This window comes from Pseudoalteromonas luteoviolacea (assembly GCF_001696455.1).
Taxonomy (GTDB): domain Bacteria; phylum Pseudomonadota; class Gammaproteobacteria; order Enterobacterales; family Alteromonadaceae; genus Pseudoalteromonas; species Pseudoalteromonas luteoviolacea_C.
In genome coordinates this window covers 1,719,389-1,741,091 of sequence record NZ_MAUJ01000001.1, presented here as the reverse complement: position 1 = coordinate 1,741,091, position 21,703 = coordinate 1,719,389, and the positions used below count along the sequence as shown (strand labels likewise).

Sequence of the window (21,703 nt, the reverse complement as noted above, 5' to 3'; positions counted from 1 at the left end):
ACATGATAATGGTACTAATCAAAATGGTGGTTATATTGAAGTTTCAGATGCTAAAACTGGGGTGTTCAAGTATACAACTCAGCATATGACTCATCTAAAGAAGTAGACTTGGAGGATATTTTCATTACCTCTGTGGAGTTGAATTTTTGGGGTAATAAGTTAACTGTCACGGAGACGAATGAGAAAAGAGTACATATCAAAGATACTTGGAGATAGTCCCAATGTCGTCGAAATCGATAATGGTAGCGCTATTATCGTAACGATCAAAACTGATGACATCGATGTTTACGTAACAGTACCATATGATGTCAATGAAGTATTTTGGGAAGCGAAGAATAAGGAAGGTACTGTTCTCGTAAAAGACAGCCATGATTTCTATGTTGATACGGAACACGAAGATATAAAGGAGTGCCTTTTAGACATACATGATGTTATGAAAGCACCGAAATTTAGAATTTGCAACGGTGGTAAAACCATAGAGGCTTATGGCTATCATTGGTATTACTTATTTGGTGAGTTCTGCAGTTAACCAGTCAAAGCACGCGGACTTGGTAAAGCTGTCACCTTTTTTCAAAAAAAAGTCGACCACTTCACCAAGCCGGTGTTTGAGGCGTTATGTTGTAAAGCTATGAAATGTATTAGTGCAAAGATTTGTTTTCTCAAAGAGCCAGAAGGTGGAAGGGCATGCATGCCAGTTGGAGCTGGGTACTCTCCTCATATCGTTTTCTCAGGCACCGAAGACTATTTAGCTGTTCATGTTTTAGAAGTGCCAAAGGATACGCAGCAAGGGCAGGAGTTTATCGGAACTATCGAGTTGATGTACCCTGAGGGTGTTGACTATTCTGCATTCAGCAACGGTGCAGAATTTGAACTGTTGGAAGGTTCTCGAATTGTAGGATCTGGAAAAGTTGAAGCAGCAGAGTAGTGAGCGAGAATATAACAAACACATGTTGGCGACGCAAAACAGTCTGGCGGTTTTGGTTTAAAAGTTCGGTGTGTGCTGTGGCTTAGTCGTGGCCCACCAAATGTAAGTGTTATGTGTCAGGATAAACATGAGTAAACCGCCAAAAGAAATCGATGGAGCTAGGGTTCTAGAGTGGACTTGGTCTGGTGAAAGGCCATTTGGTGTGCTTCGTTATGAGTCAGGGGAAATTGCCTCAGAAATATTTGGCTTAGCACTCTGCCAGTACGATGAATCAGGTTTTATCTATCGCTTTGCCTGCGATTCTGGTTGGGAAACCGAGCAAGATGCAGGTTATGGTTCTGTAGCTGAGGCAAAAGAAAACCTTCCCGAGCAATATAGAGATGTCAAAGCAAACTGGCAAGAGTATGAGTAAACACATAACATACGCTGCTACTAGGGCAAAGTTAACCGGTTAACGTGGCGTTAGTTGCCAAAGGGAATCATGGATTCTTTAAATAAAATTCAAGACCAGTATTTCTCTCATTTTAATGATGATTGGGAGCATTCTTTTGGGATAAAAGTTGATACTTTAGATAACCTTGGATGGTCACTAATAATAGACTTAAGTTGAACTTCATTGGAGAAACGAACTTTTACAACAGTAGAGGCTGAGTATGGCTCTGATAAAAACTGGCTCATTTGCTAGGTAGAAAATAACCAATTTATTGGGGTTTGTGGTCCCTTAAAGCTCGAAGCAATGCTAAATATTTTTCTGGACTGGACAAATGGTACCTAACAGGTCAATCAATAAGTGCATAGAATAATAGGCTTGCTCCGAGGCGGCAGTGTAGCCTATAGTTTTCTACCTATTATTAAAGCGTTAGGCTCAAAATGGAGATTTATGAAAAGTATAATATTTTCTCTAGCTTTAGTTTTTTTAAGCACGGGTTACTCAATGGCAAAAAATGTTGATCATGTTGGTGGTTATCGTGTTTTTGTAACTAGTGGCTTAGATTCAAGTGGACTTCCAGTCGATAAAATTGACACAATAAAATTAGACCATGAACAATTTTACGTCTATTCAGAATGGAATGTACCTGCCGGAAAATATCGATACAGCTGTGTTATATATGATGGAAACCGAAATATAGTTAATTCGCAGCATAATACATATGAATCAGATGGCGGTAACTTGTCTTTTTGGTGCTCTCATTACCTTGATAAAAGTGTAAATAAGCCTGGTGATTGGTATGCGGAAATGGGCATAGAAGGCTATGGTACTGCGGAAATTTATTTTAATGTTCAAGAAGATGATATTAGAAGTGTTTTAGCTGGGAAATGGGGTTGGGCTTCACAAAAAAATAAGTGTGCGCCAGAGCATTCTATAACAATCACCTTCAATGACACCGGTAGTAAAATGTACCACAGTTCTCAATCAGGTTTGGCGTTAACTACAAGTGAGGAAACATACGATAGAATTGTTTATTCTATTCTTGCTGAGGGTGATAAGCTTCTTAGAACAATAGTTATTAATGAAACACAAAAAACGGAAGAAGGTGAAATGTTCTTATGGGACTTAATTCTAAAAGATGATAAATCATTTTGCTGGAAGCAGTCAGAATGGCCTGAAGGGCATTGCACTGAGAGGTTGGTAAGATGCGAAAATTAAGCCCAACAATCTGTTTAGTAAGATAAATGTAACCGAATGGAGTTATCTCTGTAGTCAAGTGGATAGTTATCTATTCGGCACTATTAAAAAGCCAACTTTGCAGTTAACACTTGGCCAACAGGTGATTGCCATAGTTGTTGGCAAAAACAAACATGGTGCCCCGTATCTTGAAATTCACTGAGATTCTGTATAATGCACAACAATCGCAGGCTGTCGGAACGCCTTTACGCTCCTTCGTCGCTATAAGTCGTCCTCAACTGCGGGCGTCATAACTACTTTTGAGGCTATGAGTAAAGTTCAGGTTCAGGAAGAAAAATTAGCCAAATCTTATCAACGATTAGATTCTGTAATTGCTCGCAAGTTTTCCGTTTCCTATATGAGTAATGCAAAGTGGGTTAAATTGCTCAAGGCGGCTGCATCATTTGAACAGCTAAGCTATCGAATAGCTTATAAATTGGTTAACAATGACCAATTAAAAACCTCGTATTCAGAGCAATTTCCGGAGCATGTTGATAATTATTGGTTTATTGAACCATCCATTTATAAAGAGATTGAGTGGTTAGAGTTTAATTTTGACGAAAACTACAAGGTAGGAAGTTTAATTGAGCACCTTTCTGCTATTGCGAAGTTTCCAATTAGACAAACTTCTACAGGGTTTAAAGTGTTGGGGTATTCGTAGTTATAACAAACGCTTTAACCTAGGACGAAAAACAGCAGGCTCGCGCTCCTTCGTCGCTAATTTTAGCCTGATATCTCGCGCCGGTTAGACAAGCGTTATGTCAATTAGTAGAGCTCGTTTAAATTGAATGAACTAGCAAATAAAATTGTAGAGCTAGTAGCGTCCGATAATATGTTAGCTAGTGATAGAGATAAGTTAGTGACGCTTATTGGGGAGCTACTAGGTCATCGTAAAGAATGGTTCGAGTGTCTAAAAAACAATATTGCTTTACCTCAAGAGATAGCTAGGGGGATTTTGAGCTAGGTGATAAAATGATCAGGCTGTTGAAATTATCAACATGGCAAACCAATCAAGTCGGACGCATAACAGTTGGCTGCGTTTACTTCGTTCACAATTATATCCAACTATTATTCGCCGTTTATTGGGGCGTTATATTTTTGAGAGAGTAAAATGAAAAAGCTAGGCACAAATGCATTAATAATAATTTGCGCTATTGGTGGTGCGATAATTGGAAAGTGGGCTGTAAGTGGCATCTTTTCAAAAACCGATGATTACACAGAAATTTTAATTGAAACAGCTAATACCATCAATGTTAACCTGCCTATGGTTGTGGACAATGATACACATCTTGTTTCAACGGTTGGTTTCAATAAAACTTTTACATATAAATATAAACTAATTAACTACGAAGTAGCGGATATGGATGTTCCAAAATTCCAAGAAAATATGAAACCTAATTTAGTGAATGCGGTTTGTACAAGTGAGTCTATGTCTGAATTTAGAAAAATGGCAATTGTTGTTAAGTACAGTTACATGGATATGAATCACAAAGAAATAGCTACATTCCCTATAGACACTACAGAGTGTGAAAAAACATAACAGTGCCGTTAAACCAAGGGCACAAAAAAGCAGGCTTGCACTCCTTAGTTGCTAATTTTAGTCAAGCATTTATGTGCCCATTATTGAGGTGTTATATTTCAAGGAAAGTTAAGAGTAATTCATGAACATCGAGCTCCTAAATACAAGTATTGATAGTTTTATTAACTTCTTAAATCAAAATTTTGACTTAGTTTCTAGGGCATATGAATTTCATAAATTAGAAACTGAAAAAAGTGGGGAGTTGCTCGTTCCTTTCGCTGATTTTTTTGACGATTGGGCTCAAGCAAACTGGGAGTTGTTAGTTGAACGCACTGTATGTTCTTCTCAAGAGTCACTAACAATTTATGGTAGTGGCAGTGATTATGAGGCTGCCGAGTATAGCCGAGTGTTTTTCCATAAAGCGGCTGCAACTCATGAGGTTATCTGTACCGCAGAAAACGCATTAGACTGGATTACTGGTGAAGTTGTTGAACTATCTAAATTTGAATTTGACTCTTTTGTTTCAGTTTCTGGTGATTGGTTTGAGGTTGCACCTCCGTTCGATCATATACTTATGTCAGAAAAAGGAGTTACTGGCTCTGGGTATCAACAAATAGTGATACCCAGAAACCATGTGGAATTCACACTTCAACCAATTGAAATATAACAATGCAAACTAAAAGTGCGGACAAAAAACAGTTGGTTTTGTTCGTGTTTCACAAATTTTAGCCAACTATTTTTGCCGCTTATTGGTGCGTTATGTTTCAAGGAAGGTCATGAATCGAACTCATGTCTCAAATATTGTAATAGAATATGCAGATAAATTTGGCCCAACCAATAGGCCTGAACGAAAGGTTATAGAAAAGAGCTTGAGGCAAGTAGAGCCACTAGAGTTATTTGAAGGCCTATTCAGTATTTTCTTATTAGAAAGCGATGAAAAGTCTTATATTAGACAACAAAATGCTGGTGTTATTCTTTACAAACTAAAGCCTCGTGTATTAATTGATTTAAAGACAAAAATTAGAATGTGTTTACAAACTTGGGATGTAAGCGTCGAAGAATTGCCATTGTACTTCGTTGAACGGTGCGGAAAGGGAAGGGTATTAGAAGTAATTGAAAAACTTAAAGCAGAGCCTCTTTCAGAAAGAGAAAGGCTTTCTTTAAGTATCTTTACTAGCTGGCTTGGGGAAGTTGAAAGCTAACAAGGAAATCAATAAAGACATAAAATGATAGGCTTGCCGCGAGGCGACAGTATAGCCTATAATTTTCTCCCTATTATTAGAGCGTTAGGTGACCAAGGAAAGCGTGTGAACAACCTAGATTTTTGGATTCCAAATTGTTCGCCTTATATATCGAAAATGGTCTATGACATCAATAATCGTATTTTTACGATTGAATTTGTCGACAATGTGAATGACTTCAATCCATTGCTGAGGCTTGTATGTAAATCGGTTCTTTCATACTCTGAAGATACTGTGGATGAGGATTATGATGATGACTTAATTGATGGTGTCATAGATATTGCTTGGAACGGTGCACAAAAAACTTTAGTCGTGTTAACTGATAAAAAAGAAATGATACTCAAGCTTGAGCAACCGCCATTCAGTGAAAACGTCATCTCACAAGCCAATTAAGCGCGGGACTGCTAAAGCTTGGCCCAGTTCTGCTTCGCTACACAATTAAGCCAAGCATTTATCAGCACCATATAGGGGCGTTAGCAGTATCGGTGAGATTGATGATCATAGTGTTTAAAATTGTATTTTTCATATTCATGTTCACACTGTTTATCATTACCCTTAGAAGTCTTTGTATTTTTACTGGTAAATTAATGAGACTTGAAGGTGGACAAATCAAGCATTTACTTATTTTTGTTTTAGGCTTTCTTATATTTATTACTTGTTTCAATTTTGTTTCTAATAATGCAGAAAAGCTAGATTTCAAAGTTATTGAGGCGCAAAGTAACCAAAAGTAAACTGCTAACAAACGCATCAATGTATGGACTAATAAAGCTTAGCTTGGCTCGAGGCTTACCATTATTGGTCCGTTATATATCAAGGAGGCTGAGTGGAAGGTAGTTACTTTGGATTGCTTGAGTATTCTGAACGGTTAGATTGGTATTATACAGTTGGTATAATTTATCAATTATCATTGTTATGCGACATTTGACGTACTTTTATCAATTGTAAGTTGGTGACATCTATTCAAGTTGTTGTTATGGTTGGACATAATAAAACGTATACATGGGTAGTCGTTGTGATGCGGCGATAAATCTGCTGTGGTTATGCTACTTTTATCGTAGAGTAATATTTTAGTTTCCCTTAGAGCTTCGAGTTAAATTAATATTATGTATAAATATCTTGCTATTCTTTGTGTTTCCTTATTTACGGTTGATGCTTATGCAGAGAGTGATTGCTTAAATCAATTGAAAGGCACTAATGTAAAAAGTATTGTGGATACTTGTTTTACATTCGAAAAAGGTAAAACAGATATGGCAATATTATTTGGAACAAACTTTAGTCATGAGTTTGGAACTAAAAACAAACCGTCAAGTGAAGCTATCTATTTAAAAAAGTTAGCAGATAACGGAAACCCACAAGCACAATTTGTTTGGGGGAAATTTGTATTAGGCCTTGCCTACAATAAAGAATCGAATTTGGAAATGCAAAAAGAAGCTGAATATTGGATAGATAAATCAGCAAATAATGGTTACCTTTTAGCGATGTTTTCTATTGTTAACTCTTATGTAAACTCGAGCGCATTGAAAAGTGAAGAAGAAAAGATGCAGGCAATCGCTTTAGCTGAGTTGTTACATGATAATGGTTTTCCAAAGGCGAAAGAGTTATTAAATAAAATTAAGGGTAACAATAGTAAAGATGATTTTACACTTACTATTAATAAACTATATCAAAATCACGAAAAGTTAAGTGAGCAGCAAATTTTAGACTTGGCAAGTGTTTTTTCCAGAGGGAGATATTATTACTCGCAGCATGGTTCTTTAAATCTAGGGGTAAAAGATTCCAAATTAAGTAAAGATTTTGAAAGAAGTACTTTGTTGTTAAAGCATTTAGTTAAAGTGCATAAGACCCCTGAAGCAGGCTATCAATTAGGTAAATTATTAGAAAAAAAGAATTCTGGTGAGACTGTTAAATATTACTTATGGGCAGCAAAAAATGGACACTCAGAAGCTGCTGGTTGGATAGGAGAGTTTTATTTTTGTACTGGTGAAAAAGAAACAGGAATGAATTGGTTAAACAAGGCGAAAACACTAGGCTACGAGTATGCTGAAGACGCTCTAGGCGAGATAGAGGATCTCGGAGAGCCTACAACTTGTCAACCTTCATGGAATAGCTGGGCTAATAGATGAAAAGTCAGATTACAAGGCAACTAATAAAGTCTTAAAGTCGGATTCATAACAGTTGGCTCGGTTCCGCTTCGCATTTTTAGATAACAATTACTCACCATTTAAGGCGGCATTAGGTACTCAAATGCAGTGGAAGATAATCAAAGAAACACCGCGAAAATTCGCTGATGAATCATATTACTTGAAGGCAGAGCGGGGGTGCTCTGAAGGCACTATTGTTCTGGAAATATGTTGGGTTCAAATAATGTATGCGTTAACAGTAGAACTATTCAATGGAGAGGAGGCTCCTGATCTAATCTATGACTGTATGGTTTATCGCGAAGATCGCATTGAAAAATACGGCCAGCAAATCATGAGAATCACAGATGTTTCACCTGTCAGTAAATTTAAGCGCTTAGATTCAATGCAACAAGATGGTGTTTTAAATCACGTATTATGTGAAAAGTATAATGTGGCTTTTAAATCCACACTGCCAGCAAAAGAAAATGTTTAGTCACGAGGCGGAGCAACTTTCTTCTCCTTTGTCGCTTGTTCTAGGCTGCTTTTTGCGCTTGTTAGGCAAGGCGTGACGCGTAAAAGAGGAGTTTTAGTTTGGGTGCATGAAGTGAAGGCAATTTTGGTAATGATAGTGCCAGTTATTGGATATGGGAATTGGAAAAATCAAGAGGATTGAATAGTCTAATTTTACCGATATAACCGGCATTAAATGAGAGTGAGAACTTGGAGGTAGGTATTTGCTTAGAAGCTTTAGCTGTCTCGGAAATCATTGCGGCTTTGATTACCAACGATCAAACGTTGTTGCCTGCTGAAGCCCGAAAGTGGCTTAATCGCATACAGGGTATGTTAATTGTCAGTGAGATAATGAAAGAAAATAAAGTTATGGCGCAAACGGTTGAAAATGGGTATTTTACATTGCTATGCGCATCAATAAAATAATCGTATTGGTGATAAAGTGGGTGGTTAAATTGCTCACTCGGCGCGCTTATTTAAAATCACATAACAAACCACTAAACTACATTCTTGCTGGGTAAATCAGGATCTCCCCCGGGCGTGCTACACTGCGTTTAGTAGGTAGGTTAGTTCATTATTTAGTGTTGACATGCTCGAACGAATTCACGAAGAAAAGTGGAGGGATTTGCGAACTCAAATGACTGACGCGTCCAGTATTCCAGAAGCTATATTAGCCTTACTTTCAGACAGTGAAGAAGAGTTTGAAAAAGCTTACTGGAAGATTGAGAATCATGTTGTCGTACAAAGTGACTTATATAGTGCGGCTGCAGTAGTTCCTAAATACTTAGAAGAGGTATACCTCAAGTCAAAGTTTAAGAATGGAGTTTCAGAGCTACTCTTTCAAATTGGTAGCGGTTACTCTACTGACATAGATCTAATGAGAACCTGCTTTAATGAGGTTGTTAGAGTATATAATAGTCTATTGGCCAATCCGAGTATACAAGGAACAGAGTTTGTGACGGTTCTAGAAGAAGATTTGCTGTGTGTTATTGAACTCCACAATGACCAAAGCTCCTAGCAAGCGATTCAAGAACAGATGGTTACCGTTCGCTTCTTTCTAATTTAAGTCGACTGTTTCCCACAGCTGTTACGGGCGTTATCATTAAAGGCACTATGGCTTCGTATATAGAGCAATGTAGTGAACTGTCGCCAACGGCAAGGTTGGCGGTAGCCTTAAAGATTTTTGATGGTTGCTGTGCAGCAAGATCGTTGAGGAGCCTTCCAATCGATGAATTGAGGTTCTGTGAAGTTATAGGCGGAATTGTTGAAATTCTGTGGGAAAGCTTTTTAGGGGGAAACGAGGAGCGCTTAAGTTTCCTCTAGAAAGTAATAGAGCAATCTTCTAGTTAGGAGCTACCAAACTTAACCCCATTCAAGTTTTCTAAATTTTCAGACAATGGCTGGGAAAATAAAGTAGCTTTAAAGGGAGTAATATACTAGAAGAACTGCATAAATTATGTGAATCAAACCACCGGAAAATTTTGGCAGGATGGCTCTGCTTTACATTATAGACAACCAAATTTTGCCGTTGAATAGAGGTGTTATGTTTAGGTCGAGTACGAGTGACTATCAGGTATTATTTGAATTTGAACAGCCTTGGTTTGTTAGTGACTTAACATTTAGGAGGGGGAGTGCAGAAGATGACTTCAAACTAGGGTTTCAAGTCAAGTACGATGACGAGTGTAAGAGTATCGAAATAGAGGGCTTTAATGACCTAGATCTGATCTCAAATTTACTTCAATCAGAAAAGGTCGTCATATCTAGAGAGTTAAACACGCAGCGAGAGTTTGGGACAATTTGTATTGAGTGTTGGGAAGACGGTAGTTATTCAGAGTTTTGGTGCTCAAGAGCTGAATTGTAAACATAACAAACTCCTCAACCAAGCGGTGTAAAATACTTGGTTTGCGCTCTTATGTCGATGAATTTAGAAAAGTATTTTTCGAGCCTTATTAATGGGTTATGTATGATTCTAAGAATCAATAAAATTTCTGTACTTAGGGTGTCTGCATTTATATTACCATTAATTTTATTTGGTCTAATGCTCATTCCTTGGCCTATTAATTTAATTAATGCTGCAATGGTTTTCGACGCTCCTGTAAATGGCTTTTTGGATGGTTTAACCCGATGGGTAATAGCAATGAGTTTAGTGGGTTATCCGTTAGTGTATAGCCTAGCGACTTTTCTCTCTTTTAAAGCGATGAAGAATAAAAGAAAGCCTGTGATTGTCTTATCATTATCATGTATTTCTCTATTGAGTGCTCATTCTATATTTATGATTTATATGGCATTTGATATTTTGTAATAAGCAGGAGTTTTATGCATAATAAAGTTGTTAATACGTATGGAAAAATGCAAGCCTTGTTCGTACCGTATTTAATTTGGGCCAATAATTATTCGCGCGCTTAGTAAGCGTTATCAACCACAAAAAGTATCAATATAGTATGGAAAACAAACAAGAAAATAAGAAAGAAGCTGGGTGCCTAGGCTATGTGATTGGTGGGATGTCGTTTATTCCATTAATTGGTGTGTTATTTGGAATCATCGCCATTGTATGGGGTTTTGCCATAAAGCATACAAAACTGAAAATAGTTGGTGCATGTGGTATTGCATTCACTGTCATTCTTTATAGTGCGTTGGGATACTTTGGCTTTGTACAAGAAGGCGGTGCTTACGATGACTTGCGTGGTGAACTTGCAAAAACGCAGTTAACAGGCGCAGTACAAGCAATAGAGTTTTATAGAGTCCAAAATGGGCGATACCCTGAGTCATTAGAAGTGTTGCGAAAATCTTTACCAGAAAACTCACTAGTTTTTCTTCATGATGCAGCGCAAGTAAATACCGAAGGGAAGTTTTACTATTACAAGCTTATTGATGAGAGCTCATACCATATTCGTTCTTATGGTCGTGATGGTGTCCTTAATACTCCCGACGATATTTTACCATCACCAATAGAGAATGTAGGCTTAGTTGCAGATTATCAAGTTACGAGTGGTTTGTAACAATCGACTCAATCAAAGAACGCAAAACAGTAGCCTGCGTTCCTTTGTCGCTAAGTTCAGCCTGCTATTTTGTGCCGGTAAGGCAAGCGTTATGTGCTAAAGAATATAAAGACAAATTTATTAACAATTATTACTCTCTTTCCTCTGCTGGCAAATGCCGGTGGTATGAGTTGGCAAATAGAAATACATGATTTTCAGAGGTTATCAGATACCGAGGCCAAGGCTTTGATTAGTACACTTAACGAAACAAAGTCTTTTGATAACTGTTCGAAAATTGATATTTTGTTTGACTTCGATCTAAAGAAAATTGAATCAACAAGTATCAAGAATTTTGTTTCTAAAGATTCTCAAATAGAATCTTTAGAAAGGTTAGCAAAAGTTTCCTCTCATGCAAAACCTGTGATGGTCCTTGGCTCTATGGGGAGTGGCTTTAAAAAAACAGGAAATTATACTTTTAAAAGTATTGGCCTTGGGTCGCTAAAAGAATACAGCGGCAGAACTGTAATTTACTCATTTTATGATCCAATATAAGCGCATATAACAATTGCTGTCAAAACGAACGCATACTCGCAGGCCGGTTTATTCGTTAATCGCTTCGCGGCAAAAAACACCCAGCAAGCATGCGCCGTTGCTGCAAACGTTTTATTTAACGAGCATGATTAGCCTATTTCGGAAAAAACGAATCATCAAAACAGCGCTTTCCGTAGAAGAGTTAATAGAGCGTCTGTTGAAGCTAGATAATAAATTCGTTACTGACACAAAATACCTTGAAGTGAAAGTCAAAGGGACTCGAACATTTGGTTTGAGCTTTTATAAAAATATTGGTTACCCTCAAATGAATTATTCAGTTGCCAAAGAGCTATGGATAGAAACAACAGGTGAAGAAAGTTTAATTCATATCAAAACTCGGCCAATAGATTTTATTTGGACTCTCCCTGTTTTAATGTTACCAATGCTTCCAAGTGCCATTAGTGAACATGGATGGGACGCACTTTGCATTTTCATAGTGCCTATCGTTTTTCTCGAATTATGGTTTTTGAGTAAGTCTACTTTTGAAAATTCATTGTTGGATGAATTTATCGAAAAAGTGGTAAAGTGAAATAGAACAAGTTAAATGAACCATGTGCGAAAAACAGCGGGCTTGCGGTCCTTCGTCGCAAACTCTCGCCTGCTATCTTGTGCCGTTGATGGCGCGTTATGCGTTAGGGAACTTTAAATACCGTGAAGTTAACAAACTTAGTTTTGATGCTCTTTTTAGTGGCTTTAACAGGTTGTCAGTCTGATAGAAAAAATATTCTACCTCTAACAGATACTCAAAGAAAACTTATTAAGCTAGGCTATAAACACGATAGCTGGCCTATAAAATTTTCAAAAAATCCAGAAGAGCCCCCTGAGAATAAGCAGCTCTTTGCAATTCTACTTTTTGAAAAGTATTTTGGTTCTAACAAGTTGGATCTTATCGAAAAGCCGCTAGAGAAAGTTAATAAAACCTCGCTGGATATAGTGTTTATTGAGGACAAAAAGAATTTTATTGTTATTGAAGTTGCGTATTACGAACATGGTCATGAGAAGAGTAAAAAGACTTTTAACTCTGACATTAAATCGGAAAGTTTCTTTCAGTTTGATTCTTTTTACATAAAAATGAAAAAGGCTATGATTTTAAATTATTTTTAAACCAAAAAAGCTTAACTGAATTGGAGACTAATATCCGAGACATTAAGCAAGTTTACAATTTCTATAAAAGTGGTGTTCGTGTGACGAAATACTCTGATTGAGGTGTATAGCAAGCGTCTAAACCAAGGGCTCAAAAAATGCTTGGTTTGCGTTCTTTCGTAGCTAATTTTAGCCAAGCATTTTTCCGTCTTATTAAGGCGTTATATTTTCCGGTGAATTATGACAATTCCTAAGAAAGGCTCACGCAAAGTCGTTGTTGACTCTGTTGTGTATCGATGGACGATTAGAAATAAACCAATATACAGTCAAGGAGCTTTTGGGAGCGATATGACCGCTGCAGTAGAGTTAGCTGAATCGTCAGGTGCGGTTTTATCGATAACATTTCCTTGGCTGCGCTGTGATAGCTGGATCGGATATCCTGAATTACCCATAACTCCAAAAGATATTGAAAAGTGTATTATATCTGCACTACAAAATGGATGGCAGCCTGAGAAGAAAGGCCGTGCGTTTAAATATGTTCACGAATCGAAAGCATAACAAAGTTGTAGCCAACTATTTTTAGCCAATTACAATGATATTATAAGCCTTTAGGGTGTTGAGTATGGAAGATAATAAGTTTTTTAAATTAGTATGGCGTTTTAATGGTCTACTTATTTCAGTGACAGGCATTCTAGCAATCGGTGTGCTTTTGTTTGCTATGTACCAAATTTTCAAAGATATAACGAGAGAACGCAACACGCAAAATATTGTTAACTTCGAAGAAAGCGGTAAAGCAAAAGAAAGTTGGAGGCTTGGTCATGTTACTAGTCTAACTAGCCATAGGACATTAATGATTCCTTTAAACTCTGATCAAAGCTTCAACCGTGGATATTTTAGCAAGTCTTCTAATTCCACTCGAAACTACCTGTTTATAAATACTGAAACTAACTTGAATAAGTGGCTGTTTAACCACACAAATTTTCTTATCGAGAGTGCCAGTCAATTGCGTATAGGTGATTACAGCTCCAAAGAGCCAGTCATAGCTATTCTTTATTCCTTAGTAAAATTAGACTCGAATAGTGATAATCGACTGACGCCCAGTGATTTAACAACAGTTTCTATTTCAAAGCCCAATGGTTCAGGTTACAAAGAAATATTAACAGACGTGGAGCATGTAATAGGTAATACTCTTTTATCTGAAACAGAGCTATTTATAATTTATCAATTAAACGGTAAATCACTTAGCTCTATAATCAACTTAACTAACTTTGAGATTGTTAATACAAAAGAGCTGCCTAAGGTCGGCTTATAACTAATTGCTTAACTAGCACGCAAAATGCTTGGCTTGATTCGTATCTTCCCAATGCTTGCAAAGCATGTTTTCCTTATATTTAGGTGTTACTTTTTCTATGCAGTTAAGTAAATTAGATAAACTATTCGCAGAATTTATAATTTGGCCTTATATTGGTACATTTGTAGGCATTGCTTCAATTATGTTTGCTGGTATGTATGGTTTGGAATTTTATCTTCCTTATGCTCTCGGCTTGGGAGCATTGGTCGGTTGCATCAGGGCATTCGGTGTTGGTATTGGCCTCGTACAGTTTGAGTCTAAAGAAGTGTCTGATATTAGAGGTTACCTCTACAGAACTGCTTTGTTTTTTATGTACGGTTTAGCTATTTATAGTGTTGTTTGGCCAAGATATATTTATTAGAAATATATCTTGGTATTTAAAATAGGGCACTATAACGCTTGTTTCGCTTTATCACACATTTTAGCAAACATAACTTGCCGTTAATGTGGCATTGTATGATTTTAAGGGAGTGAGCATGAATCAAAATTTATATTTTAAAACTCGTAAGTTTGAGTCTGCTCGCCAGCTCTCTGACTATATGTATTTAAAGCTCAAAAATTTTAGCCTTGAACCAGAACAACCTATAGATTCCGAGTATATGTTTATTATCAGTACCAAGTTTAATGGTACAAAAATTGATATTTTCATGGGCAAAAATGATGAAGAGTCTGACATTCCTTTGTGGCAAATTTGGGCAGAAGAAAGGGTTTCCCTGTTTAAAAAGATGTTCAGTAAGCCTAATGAAGAAATAGAAATACTAGTAAGAGCAAAACTAGAGTTATTAGTTAAAAGCATAGATGATGTTAGCTCAGTTGAATGGGGCATATAACAAAGCAAATTAAAAAGGTCGGACCAAAAACAGACAGTTTGCTTTGTTCGTTCCTCACAAATTTTAGCAAGCTATTAACGGCGTTAGCTATAGGGAGTATATATGTCATATTCGATAAAGCTTGAAGCGGCACTAAGAGAGCTTGAGGAAGCAAAAATTAATAAAATTAACGTAATGCCGCCACCATATAGACTGCTAAGGAAGCTTGGGTTTGAGATTGTGCCTTTTCATTACAATAGTTTTTCATCGAATTTTGCCATCGCTTCGGTTTGGTATATACCCATTTCGTTTGCGTTAGTATTTTGGTATTTAGATGACATTTCAATCACTAACGTGTTTGCTTTTGGTCTGTTTAGTGGCTTGATGTTGGGGGTATGCACAGCAGCTTATTATAGTAATAGTGCCAAAAAGCATAAATTAAGCGCTTGGGAGCAACTGTAGCTAACAAACGCTTAAATCAAGAGATGCAAAATAGCAGGCAGCGTTCCTTTGTCGCTAATTTTAGCCTGCTTTTAGCGCCGGTTAAGCGAGACGTTAAATGGATCAAGATATGAGTAAAATTGAATTTTTGCGTTTTAATCAAGTAAACCCTAGCGAGCTGATGGGCATCGTAAATCAGGATTCCCTCAGAAAACATTTGATTGATCACCCTTATTTTGACGAGGCAAGCCTTCAAACGTGGATGGATGAGAAAATAACGACTGATGCCACGCATGGTTGTCGTATTCGTGCGGTTTATATAGGTGGCGTATTAGCAGGTTGGTGTGGAATTCAACCTGATGGCAACGAGTATGAATTGGCGATTGTTATCTCACAAAAATTCTGGGGATTTGGCATATCAATTTTCAAAAGCCTCATGTGCTGGGCTAAAGAGTTAGGGCATAAAGAAATACGATTCCATTTGCTTGACAGTAGGCCCGAATACAAGGCGTTGAATAAAATGTCCACCAAAGTGCATACAACAGAATTATCAGGTCGGTGTTTTACAACTTACCATGTAACAGTAGGTCAATAGTGCCCACAAATACTTATAACAAGGCGCTGCTACGGGAATTCACTCGCCAGTGCGCCTAAATTTCCACAGAGCGTGGCTTTAGCAGTCTTTGGTTATGTTCAGATTAATAACTATTTCTATATTCTTAATGAGTTTTCCGCAAGTGCTTATACATGGCTTCAATATGGTGAGGAACTTGAATGTCCTGATGCTCTAGAATTCAATGGTGATAACTATATCATTTATAATGATTGCTATGGATTTGATCCAGGAGAGCCCATCATAGAAAGTGGACATATTGAGACCGATAACGACTATGTCTATTTCTTAAATCGTAAGGTCAAACAACAGTCTTTCTTACAAGGCCATACTAAAAGCCAAAAATTAAAGATTCTATTAAGAAATGAGCATGAGCTTAACCTTCAAAGGGGGTCAAGAATATTCATGTTTAAACGTATTAAATGGACGAACTCAACTACTCACAAGTTACTCAAAAGGACGCAGAACGCTTGGCTTGCGCTCCTTCGTTGCTATGTTTAGCCAAGCATTTATGTGTCACTTAGTAAGGCGTTATGTGAAACAAGGTGAACCATTATGCAATATTTTGATTATGTTGTTTTAGTTTTAGTCTACCTACTTTACAAGGCGTTGAATGAATGTCTTAAAGGTAAATTACCTTCAGCTCCAGCTGCTGTAGGTCGAGGAGTGGGAATTTTGGTTTTAGGGCAATTTGTTACGTTAGGCTTTATGAATTACCTAGTAAACCGCCTCACAACCGAGAGTTTTCAGCAATACAGTGCGGACTATGTAGCAATGCTTTATGTACCAATAGGCATTATTTACGCACTTCTCGCAGGCTATATAGCGGCTAGAACCTATGAAGATACTAAGCGTATGAATGTAAAAATGGTTGCAGGTGTTGGTCTATTACCACAAGTACTATTTACTGTTTTTAACTTTAATGAGGGAGTATCCTCATACTTAGTTCTTTTATTGCTCATTCCTTGTGTACTAATAGGGGGACATTTGAATCGATGTTCATATAACAAAGCCTTAAAGGTAGACTCGTAACTGTTGGCTCGGTCTTGATTCGCTTTACAGGGTAGACAACAATTACTTGCCGTTTAAGGCGCGTTGGGTCCTTATGTATATGGGTAGTCAATTTCCTAAGTTACAGTATTATTTATCAATTTATTATCACCATGATTGGTCTGTTGATGCCGGTTCAACGAATGATTGTGACCTGTGAGAGTTTTTGTTAGTAATAGGAACACATATCAATTTACTCAAAAGAACGCAAAACGCTTGGCTTATTCGATAAATCACTCATTATTGAAAACCAAATCGTCGTAAAAGCTGAATTTTGCGTGCTGCATAGACTCCCCCCTTACTGACATCAGCTTACGCAACTAGTTGATAGATGATTGTTCAAAATTGCAGGGGTTGCAATCTACCGTAATTGATCTGACAAATAACGAGAAAAATATGAGATGGATAATGTGGGTTGGCTTGTTCTGCGCGATGTCGATGACTATGTCGCATGTTGCCAGTGCAGCTCGGTGCAAAGATATTGAGCAGTGTATTAGTCAGATCCCCTACAAACACAAGAATGTGCGGGGTAAAGGTAACGTCGACAAAGCGATCAGAGAACAGTTACTCGCGCATGGAAGAAAAGCACTTGTGCCTTTGGCGCGAGTGGCAAAAGAATCAAATCCTAATCGCCAAGCGGTAGCTGACAGTTTGATTGCTCAAATACAAGGTTTGCAAGAAGAAGACTTTGAGATTATCCAAAGTGTGATAAAACACAACCGTTCATATGAAAGGGGAGGAGTGTGGTCTTATCGAGCACTGGGCTATATAGGCGGCGAAAAGGCGGGCACGTTTTTAGTTGATGAGCTCAAGCGTGTTCAAACTGCGTCAAATCAAATTGGTGTTGCGTTGATGCGTTTAGGCGCTGATGGCATTCCCTTTTTGATTGAAGGTCTCCGATGTTTTGAACCTTGTCATGAGGATGAGGAGGCGTTTGATGGGATTGGAGAAGTTTTCTATAAGCTCGGAAACGAACTCAGCATAGTTGATGCAGAATCTGCCAAACAGCTGATAAAACTCATACAAGATGACAAAGTAACCGATGCTGCAAAGCATGTCGCTATGTCAGCAATAGGCGACATTACCCAAGACCCCAAAATTGCTCAATGGGTTTATGACTATGCCATTGCGCATCCCAAGTTTGTTGACTCTGTAACCGAGTCATTACAAACCATGAAAAGCCCATTGGTAGAGTATTTTTATTCAGCGCAGTTGAGTCAAGAAATAGAGGCTGGGTTTCCCTCTTCCGTTTATCAATTGCCATTTACTGACTTAGCTAGACTGGGGAAAGTGTCTGAAAAAACGGGCAGTCAAATCGTGGCTTTTTTACAAGCGCCAAGCTGGGAAGTCAGAGTCGAAGCGGCGCTAAGCTTGGGTTATATCGGGTATCACCAAGGTATTTCAGACCTGATTACCTTAGTTGAAAACCCTCATGATTGGCGTCAATCTTACGCAGGCATCAAAGCACTACATTTATTGTCTGCAAAATCTGCGTTACCCGCCATTGATGACGTGGCGCAAACACATTGGTATGCACCTCTGAGGCAATATGCCCATGAAGTCGTGACCGCTTTTAAGCAGGAAACTCCGTTAAGTGCCTTCTATCAAGAGCAAGATAGATCCGAAGACTTGTTTAAGTTGATGGCTTTGGCACAAGTTCCCCCTATTTGCCATACACATTTTTTTGAAAAAGTGCCCGAATCGATTGAAGTCAAACAGTATGCTACCAAAGCGCAGCCGTTAACGGCGTTTAGCTATCCGGAGCCAGTATGTGCTTATGAAGCTGAGTACTGTGAAGTACCTCGTAACATCACGCCAGCCTTTGCTGCCAAGTTTCAAGGGCGGTGGCTTGTAGGTGATAGCCGTGGTGAGTTTGGCGGCGAGCTGATGTCTTTTGTCAAAAGTGATAAGACCAAAATCATTCTGAAAGAGAATATCGAGGATGTGTATGTCATTGGTGACTATGCTTATGCTGTGACTGGGCTTGCCCATGGTTTTTCCAATCTCGGCATGATTTTCAAGATCCAAATGACAAAACAAGGCTATGTGATTGCGCCATTTTATCGTTTACCTGGGGCTCCGAATGCATCTTGGAAACTAAATGACGGCGCCATTTTCATTAAAGTGAGTGAAGGTGCGGTGATTTTTCATCCTGAAACAGGGCTAAAAATGGCGGATTGTGATGAACAGAGCGTTCAATTACAGCAAGCCCGAAAAGAAGACATAAAGAACAGGTAAGGGCATGAAGAAATCATCACTTCAATTTTATTGCTATGACAGCCAAAAGCGTTCTGACTGCGGTGACGTGTTGGACATTGAGTTTTCTAATCAAGGGCTTGATTGGCCGGGCATTGTATTAGAAAAGGGCAGTTCACCTCACTTTTATCCGCAAAATGTGTATACGCCGTACTTTTATTTTGCTCTGGCATTGGAAAAAGATCTCAATTGGCAGGTACACACGGATGAAGGGATCACTGCACTGAAAACGGTACCGGGTAATATCTGGATTAATCCCCCCAAAACGCCGTTTACACACAATATTTCTGAACCTTGTTATTTTGTGATTTTGGCGATTGAAGAAGCGATCTTTTTGAACAATTGTCCACTCGATTTGCAGGGTAAGTCGCTCCAGTTCTTGAACAACTATAACGTGCAAGACGACGCCATAAAAAGCGTTATGGAGCTGTTTATTCTGGAGGCAAAAAACAAAGGCAGAAATGGCAGGCCATTTATAAATAACTTAGTGTCATTGCTAAGTAATCACTACATCAATAACTACTCCAACTATCAAGATCTCATCAACCAAAAAAAGCAAGCCTCCAAACTGGATACGTATCAAATTGAAAAAGTTGATAAGTTCATCACTGATAATATCAGTAACACCATCACGGTAGATGACTTAGCTGAGCTGGTGGGGTGTAGTAAGTATTACTTCCTGCGTGAGTTTAAAAAGCGAATGGATATTACGCCATATCAATACTTGCTAAATCATCGCTTGCTGCGCGCCAAAGCACTCTTGGCACAACCGTCTGCACATATTGCTGATATTGCTGAGCAGCTCGGCTTCAATGACCAGTCTCATTTCACCCGAATATTTAAAGCCAATATGGGGTGCACGCCGGGCCAATTTATAAAAAGTCATTTAACCGATTAATCCGAGCAATAAAGTACAAAAAATCGAGCAGGATTGTTCAATCTTCTCATTTTATCACTTGATAATCTAAATCCAGTTCAAAGGCAGACCAAACCGTTTGCCTGACGGGTTAAGAGTAGGAGTGACAATATGAAATCCCCCATAGGCAAACGTAAATCACTGACCATCTGCCTTTTGTCCGCGCTAGCTGGGTTACCTTCAATTGGTATGACGGCAGAGAGTCCAGCTAACCATAGCCAGTTCAAACGCTTAGCATTGATGCAGCAACAAGCAGATGTCAAACAAGTGATCGTTGATATGGTAAGTGCCATAGACACCAAGCAATGGCAAAAGGCGCAAACTTCATTCGCTGATACCGTATTTGTTGATTATTCAAGCATGTCAGGTCAGGCTGGCAGCAAGGTGGCTGCCACTGACCTCATTTCTGGATGGCGCAATCTGCTCGCTGAGGTTGAGACCCATCATATGCTGAGTAATTTTCAGGTGTCTGTAAAAGGGAAATCAGCGCAAGTTTTCTCTCATGTTTATGCCAGTCATAGTGCACAAGGCATTGATTCTTGGGATATTTATGGACGTTATGTTCACGCCTTAGAAAACGTCAATGGTCGTTGGCAAATCGTAGAGATGACGTTACAAACACATGGTCAAAAGGGCAATTTAAACTTTTTACAAGAGGCAAGCCAAATGAGTCAAACTAAGCAGGTTCAAAGCGATAATACACGTGTGATTAAAAGCATTGAGTTTTTAAGCGATGGAGAAAAAATAGTCGGAAACCTATATTTACCAAAAGACTATGATGCAAGTAAACAGTATCCCGCGGTGATAGTTTCAGGCAGTTGGACCACAGTAAAAGAGCAAATGGCAGGCCTTTACGCAGATAAACTGGCCGAACAAGGCTTTATTGCGCTTGCTTTTGATTTTAGAAATTTTGGCCAAAGTGAAGGCGCGCCTCGGTTTTACGAAAACCCAACGCAAAAGGTGGCAGATATAAAAAGCGCGGTCACTTATTTACAATCATTGCCTACGGTTAACAATGACAAGATTGGTGCGCTCGGTATCTGTGCTGGCGCTATGTACACACTCATTGCGGCGTCTCAAGATAGCAGGATTCAGTCTGTTGTCACTGCGGCATCTTGGTTGCACGATGCTGAGGCCGTTAAACAATTTTACGGCGGTGAAGCGGGGGTATTTGAAAAAATTACACAAGCGCAGCAGGCCAAAAGGCAATACCAGTTAACCGGAGATGTTGCGTATATTCCAAGTATTTCGACAACGGATACCAGTGCTGCGATGTATGGACCGTATGATTATTATCTTAACCCTGAGCGCGGTGCTGTCCCACAGTGGAGTAGTGATAAATTTGCGGTCATGTCATGGGAAGATTGGTTAACTATTGATCCTATGCCATCAGCTAAAGAACTTAAAACTCCGACGCTGATGATCCACTCTGATGGTGCCGTATTACCAGATTACACAAAGCGTTATTTTGCTGATATCGCCAGCGAGGACAAAAAACTATATTGGATGGAGACTGAGTTGGCGTCGCCTTATCATCAATTTAATTTCTATGATCAAGATGCGGAGGTCAATGAATCAATTGTGCAAGCGAGCACGTGGTTTAATACCCATCTTTAAATGGAAAATGCCACCAT

Annotated in this window: 30 protein-coding genes; all 30 read left to right on the top strand. The window is 38.6% G+C overall.

Annotated features, from left to right (window positions below):
• Nucleotides 1-178: 178 nt before the first annotated feature.
• The 30 genes from A7985_RS07445 (at nucleotide 179) to A7985_RS25735 (ending at nucleotide 21,686) form a co-directional block, all read left to right on the top strand.
• Nucleotides 179-529 (top strand): hypothetical protein, encoded by a 351-nt coding sequence (locus tag A7985_RS07445; RefSeq protein ID WP_065789777.1) that lies wholly within the window; start codon nucleotides 179-181, stop codon nucleotides 527-529.
• Nucleotides 530-688: 159 nt separating this feature from the next.
• Nucleotides 689-925 carry a hypothetical protein gene (locus A7985_RS07440; protein WP_065789776.1) on the top strand — a complete coding sequence of 79 codons (237 nt, stop codon included), beginning with the start codon at nucleotides 689-691 and terminating at the stop codon, nucleotides 923-925.
• 127 nt (nucleotides 926-1,052) lie between these two features.
• A complete protein-coding gene (locus A7985_RS07435) occupies nucleotides 1,053-1,337 on the top strand; it encodes a hypothetical protein (protein ID WP_065789775.1) in 285 nt (94 codons plus the stop codon).
• 69 nt (nucleotides 1,338-1,406) lie between these two features.
• Nucleotides 1,407-1,535: an Imm53 family immunity protein gene (locus A7985_RS27145; RefSeq protein WP_081310453.1), complete on the top strand. Its 129-nt coding sequence runs from the start codon at nucleotides 1,407-1,409 to the stop codon at nucleotides 1,533-1,535.
• A 270-nt stretch (nucleotides 1,536-1,805) separates the two neighbouring features.
• Entirely contained in the window at nucleotides 1,806-2,573 is a 768-nt protein-coding gene (locus A7985_RS07425; RefSeq protein WP_065789774.1) for a hypothetical protein, read from the top strand.
• A gap of 286 nt (nucleotides 2,574-2,859) precedes the next feature.
• Nucleotides 2,860-3,252 (top strand): DUF6678 family protein, encoded by a 393-nt coding sequence (locus A7985_RS07420; protein WP_065789773.1) that lies wholly within the window; start codon nucleotides 2,860-2,862, stop codon nucleotides 3,250-3,252.
• A gap of 450 nt (nucleotides 3,253-3,702) precedes the next feature.
• The gene (locus A7985_RS07410; protein ID WP_065789771.1) at nucleotides 3,703-4,131 is read left to right on the top strand and encodes a hypothetical protein; all 429 of its coding nucleotides are present in this window, start codon (nucleotides 3,703-3,705) and stop codon (nucleotides 4,129-4,131) included.
• A gap of 121 nt (nucleotides 4,132-4,252) precedes the next feature.
• Complete coding sequence (locus A7985_RS07405) at nucleotides 4,253-4,777, top strand: hypothetical protein (protein WP_065789770.1); 525 nt, start codon at nucleotides 4,253-4,255, stop codon at nucleotides 4,775-4,777.
• A 109-nt stretch (nucleotides 4,778-4,886) separates the two neighbouring features.
• Nucleotides 4,887-5,312, top strand: coding sequence for a hypothetical protein (locus A7985_RS07400; RefSeq protein ID WP_065789769.1), 426 nt, complete (start codon nucleotides 4,887-4,889; stop codon nucleotides 5,310-5,312).
• Between the two features lie 105 nt (nucleotides 5,313-5,417).
• A complete protein-coding gene (locus tag A7985_RS07395; protein ID WP_141685282.1) occupies nucleotides 5,418-5,744 on the top strand; it encodes a hypothetical protein in 327 nt (108 codons plus the stop codon).
• A gap of 710 nt (nucleotides 5,745-6,454) precedes the next feature.
• Entirely contained in the window at nucleotides 6,455-7,474 is a 1,020-nt protein-coding gene (locus tag A7985_RS07385) for a hypothetical protein (protein ID WP_065789766.1), read from the top strand.
• 121 nt (nucleotides 7,475-7,595) lie between these two features.
• Nucleotides 7,596-7,964 carry a hypothetical protein gene (locus tag A7985_RS07380; RefSeq protein WP_065789765.1) on the top strand — a complete coding sequence of 123 codons (369 nt, stop codon included), beginning with the start codon at nucleotides 7,596-7,598 and terminating at the stop codon, nucleotides 7,962-7,964.
• A 227-nt stretch (nucleotides 7,965-8,191) separates the two neighbouring features.
• Nucleotides 8,192-8,407 carry a hypothetical protein gene (locus A7985_RS07375; RefSeq protein WP_065789764.1) on the top strand — a complete coding sequence of 72 codons (216 nt, stop codon included), beginning with the start codon at nucleotides 8,192-8,194 and terminating at the stop codon, nucleotides 8,405-8,407.
• A 163-nt stretch (nucleotides 8,408-8,570) separates the two neighbouring features.
• Nucleotides 8,571-8,999: a hypothetical protein gene (locus A7985_RS07370; RefSeq protein ID WP_065789763.1), complete on the top strand. Its 429-nt coding sequence runs from the start codon at nucleotides 8,571-8,573 to the stop codon at nucleotides 8,997-8,999.
• A gap of 525 nt (nucleotides 9,000-9,524) precedes the next feature.
• On the top strand, nucleotides 9,525-9,842 hold the full coding sequence (locus A7985_RS07365; RefSeq protein ID WP_065789762.1) for a hypothetical protein: 318 nt from the start codon (nucleotides 9,525-9,527) through the stop codon (nucleotides 9,840-9,842).
• Nucleotides 9,843-9,944: 102 nt separating this feature from the next.
• On the top strand, nucleotides 9,945-10,283 hold the full coding sequence (locus A7985_RS07360; protein WP_065789761.1) for a hypothetical protein: 339 nt from the start codon (nucleotides 9,945-9,947) through the stop codon (nucleotides 10,281-10,283).
• Nucleotides 10,284-10,422: 139 nt separating this feature from the next.
• Nucleotides 10,423-10,980 (top strand): type II secretion system protein GspG, encoded by a 558-nt coding sequence (locus A7985_RS07355; RefSeq protein WP_065789760.1) that lies wholly within the window; start codon nucleotides 10,423-10,425, stop codon nucleotides 10,978-10,980.
• A gap of 93 nt (nucleotides 10,981-11,073) precedes the next feature.
• The gene (locus A7985_RS07350; protein ID WP_065789759.1) at nucleotides 11,074-11,511 is read left to right on the top strand and encodes a hypothetical protein; all 438 of its coding nucleotides are present in this window, start codon (nucleotides 11,074-11,076) and stop codon (nucleotides 11,509-11,511) included.
• Between the two features lie 124 nt (nucleotides 11,512-11,635).
• Nucleotides 11,636-12,079 (top strand): hypothetical protein, encoded by a 444-nt coding sequence (locus A7985_RS07345; RefSeq protein ID WP_065789758.1) that lies wholly within the window; start codon nucleotides 11,636-11,638, stop codon nucleotides 12,077-12,079.
• Nucleotides 12,080-12,201: 122 nt separating this feature from the next.
• Entirely contained in the window at nucleotides 12,202-12,654 is a 453-nt protein-coding gene (locus tag A7985_RS07340; protein WP_065789757.1) for a hypothetical protein, read from the top strand.
• Nucleotides 12,655-12,873: 219 nt separating this feature from the next.
• Nucleotides 12,874-13,191, top strand: a complete 318-nt coding sequence (locus tag A7985_RS07335; RefSeq protein WP_065789756.1) for a hypothetical protein — start codon at nucleotides 12,874-12,876, stop codon at nucleotides 13,189-13,191.
• A gap of 64 nt (nucleotides 13,192-13,255) precedes the next feature.
• Nucleotides 13,256-13,945, top strand: a complete 690-nt coding sequence (locus A7985_RS07330; protein WP_065789755.1) for a hypothetical protein — start codon at nucleotides 13,256-13,258, stop codon at nucleotides 13,943-13,945.
• Between the two features lie 97 nt (nucleotides 13,946-14,042).
• On the top strand, nucleotides 14,043-14,345 hold the full coding sequence (locus tag A7985_RS07325) for a hypothetical protein (RefSeq protein ID WP_065789754.1): 303 nt from the start codon (nucleotides 14,043-14,045) through the stop codon (nucleotides 14,343-14,345).
• A 115-nt stretch (nucleotides 14,346-14,460) separates the two neighbouring features.
• Nucleotides 14,461-14,814 (top strand): hypothetical protein, encoded by a 354-nt coding sequence (locus A7985_RS07320; RefSeq protein WP_065789753.1) that lies wholly within the window; start codon nucleotides 14,461-14,463, stop codon nucleotides 14,812-14,814.
• A gap of 102 nt (nucleotides 14,815-14,916) precedes the next feature.
• The gene (locus tag A7985_RS07315; RefSeq protein ID WP_065789752.1) at nucleotides 14,917-15,255 is read left to right on the top strand and encodes a DUF6404 family protein; all 339 of its coding nucleotides are present in this window, start codon (nucleotides 14,917-14,919) and stop codon (nucleotides 15,253-15,255) included.
• Between the two features lie 109 nt (nucleotides 15,256-15,364).
• Nucleotides 15,365-15,829 (top strand): hypothetical protein, encoded by a 465-nt coding sequence (locus A7985_RS07310; protein ID WP_065790054.1) that lies wholly within the window; start codon nucleotides 15,365-15,367, stop codon nucleotides 15,827-15,829.
• Nucleotides 15,830-16,402: 573 nt separating this feature from the next.
• Nucleotides 16,403-16,879 (top strand): hypothetical protein, encoded by a 477-nt coding sequence (locus A7985_RS07300; RefSeq protein ID WP_065789750.1) that lies wholly within the window; start codon nucleotides 16,403-16,405, stop codon nucleotides 16,877-16,879.
• A gap of 414 nt (nucleotides 16,880-17,293) precedes the next feature.
• Nucleotides 17,294-19,135, top strand: a complete 1,842-nt coding sequence (locus tag A7985_RS07295) for a HEAT repeat domain-containing protein (RefSeq protein ID WP_141685281.1) — start codon at nucleotides 17,294-17,296, stop codon at nucleotides 19,133-19,135.
• Between the two features lie 4 nt (nucleotides 19,136-19,139).
• Entirely contained in the window at nucleotides 19,140-20,051 is a 912-nt protein-coding gene (locus A7985_RS07290; protein ID WP_065789748.1) for a helix-turn-helix domain-containing protein, read from the top strand.
• A 129-nt stretch (nucleotides 20,052-20,180) separates the two neighbouring features.
• Complete coding sequence (locus A7985_RS25735) at nucleotides 20,181-21,686, top strand: alpha/beta fold hydrolase (RefSeq protein WP_081310452.1); 1,506 nt, start codon at nucleotides 20,181-20,183, stop codon at nucleotides 21,684-21,686.
• Nucleotides 21,687-21,703 lie beyond the last annotated feature (17 nt).